The 2,039-nt window shown below is 39.7% G+C and carries 2 protein-coding genes; one reads left to right on the top strand and one right to left on the bottom strand.

Annotation, left to right across the window (positions count from 1 at the left end; translation table 11 throughout):
- The first annotated feature begins 80 nt into the window (after positions 1-80).
- On the top strand, positions 81-461 hold the full coding sequence (locus E5355_RS18940; protein ID WP_027200663.1) for a single-stranded DNA-binding protein: 381 nt from the start codon (positions 81-83) through the stop codon (positions 459-461).
- 298 nt (positions 462-759) lie between these two features.
- Here the strand turns inward: E5355_RS18940 and E5355_RS18935 are convergent, their stop codons facing one another.
- A complete protein-coding gene (locus E5355_RS18935; protein WP_136011539.1) occupies positions 760-1,293 on the bottom strand; it encodes an adenylate kinase in 534 nt (177 codons plus the stop codon).
- Positions 1,294-2,039: the final 746 nt, after the last annotated feature.

The following is a 2,039-nucleotide window of genomic DNA, read 5'->3' as shown; positions in this document are numbered from 1 at the left end:
ATGCCTTCTTTTATACCCTCTTATAAACTTTCATGCTGACTTGCGAAACTTAAATTAATAACAACTTAAAGCATTGTAATATGAAACAGATTGAGAACAATTTCGCAGTATCAGGATTCGTAGGTAAGGACGCAGAAATCCGTCAGTTCGCAAACGCAAGCGTGGCACGCTTCTCATTGGCAGTAAGCCGTCAGGAGAAGAATGGAGAGGAAACAAAGCGTGTTTCCGCTTTCATCAACGTGGAAGCCTGGCGCAACAACACCAGCACCGATTCGCTCACCCAGATAACCAAGGGCGTTCTGCTGACCGTGGAGGGCTACTTCAAACCCGAAGAGTGGACCGACAAAGACGGCGTAAAACATAATCGCATCGTCATGGTCGCCAACAAGTTCTATCCGACGCCTGACAAGGAGGAAGCTCCGGCAGAGCCTGAGAAGAAAACGAAAAAAGGCAAGAAGTAATTCCTGCCTCGCCTTAAAAAACAAAGCGGCTTTGGTCGCTTTTGTTTTTGCTCGTAGATTTGCCTGTTATATTCTAATGGTTGCGCCCTTATACTTTTTCACCCTTCCCGTAAGCGGCTTCTTCTATTCTTCCTAAAGAGACTTGTTCGGTTGCGCAATGTTACACGTTGCTTCACTCTCGCAAGACTCTCTGGCGGAAACGCCCGATACAAAAAGATTTGCCAACCGCTCCAAGACTTCGTTTTATCCCATTAGTCAAAACCTTTTGTCTATTATCGGGCTTACAGAAGAAACTCGCTCACTGCCCACCCTTGATAAAATCTGTCACCAGATGTTCGGAATATGTACTGTCTATCAAGATGTACTTTAATCCATGTTTATGGCATTGTTCCAAGTATGAACGGTTTTCTTGTATCAGTTCTTCTTTGGTGGGCATAGTGTCAGGCAAACGCTTTTCTATGACATTCTCGTATTTCTGAATATCCGCATAGTGGAGATCTATGTACTCTTTTGACATAACAAGGCATAGATATTTAATCTCTGCCAAGTAATGAGAATCGAAGTCATTTGACCAGTCAAAAGGTATATATGCACCTTCCACAATCAGATTCTGGTTGTTCTCAATGGCAGTTTTGATGATTTCTCTGACGATTGGCCAAAGAAGTTTCTGAAGTTCATTATCATCTTCCGGAGTCAAGGCAGTATTTCCACTCCTTATCAGTCCCATTTTCAGATGGTCTATGGAGAGATAAGGAAATTTGTATGTTTCAAGAAACTGTTGCGCCAACCTTGTTTTACCTGTATGGGTTGCCCCCGTGATTAGTATATTCATATTCGTCTTGTGATTAGGTGTGAAATTTCAATCTGAGGGAGAATTAAGACTTTAATCTACGCTCCTCACAATATAGATACAACGGTTAAACAGCAGCTGCCTACCGATATTCAACCGTCCTATCTATCGCGCCGATAATCGCTTTTACTCCATCCTCCAAAAATTACTTTCAGAATTTTAATGAATACCCATAGCCCCAGTACTGTAATGATTATATCTCCCATATCTTTGATTTATTTCTGATTACTACCTATAAAGGTACGAAAAAATCACGATGTAGACAAATATATAACATTAAATATCAATACAATATGAGTTATTGCCAAATGTTATCAAATGGTACAGAGAGCGTTTTTGACAATTCCAATTAAAAATGATATTAGGAATTATTGTTTGCAAAACATCAATTTGAAAAAACTGATAAATTCATTGAACAATTCAGTAATTAAATGACATAGGTTTATCATTGCTTGTTTAAGTCTGAATGCGCGAATGTTTTTAGATGTTGGTTCAGTTCCCTCGCTTACTACAAATGCGCCACTTGGTTTTCTATTAATAGGCCAATCCACAAAAGCTTTGTTATTTTCACGAGCTACATATTGTTCGAACTCACATTGCATATACTTTAACCCAGTTATACGAATATCTCCATGTAAAGAAGTCCAATGCCCATTATAAGTAGCAGGTTGTGTGGTAACTATTCAGCGAGAACAAAGGATACGAAGAATTAGCCCGTCAGTTTAGAC

This window comes from Bacteroides muris (ex Afrizal et al. 2022), assembly GCF_004793475.1.
In the GTDB taxonomy this organism is placed as follows: Bacteria; Bacteroidota; Bacteroidia; order Bacteroidales; family Bacteroidaceae; genus Bacteroides; species Bacteroides muris.
The sequence above is the reverse complement of the archived record's forward strand: the minus strand, read 5'-3'. Positions and strand labels throughout refer to the sequence as shown.

What these genes read in the sequence shown, in the direction of transcription:
- E5355_RS18940 (WP_027200663.1), top strand. Translation starts at nt 81, where the DNA reads ATGAAACAGATTGAGAACAATTTCGCAGTATCAGGATTCGTAGGTAAG.
- E5355_RS18935 (WP_136011539.1), bottom strand. Translation starts at nt 1,293, where the DNA reads ATGAATATACTAATCACGGGGGCAACCCATACAGGTAAAACAAGGTTG.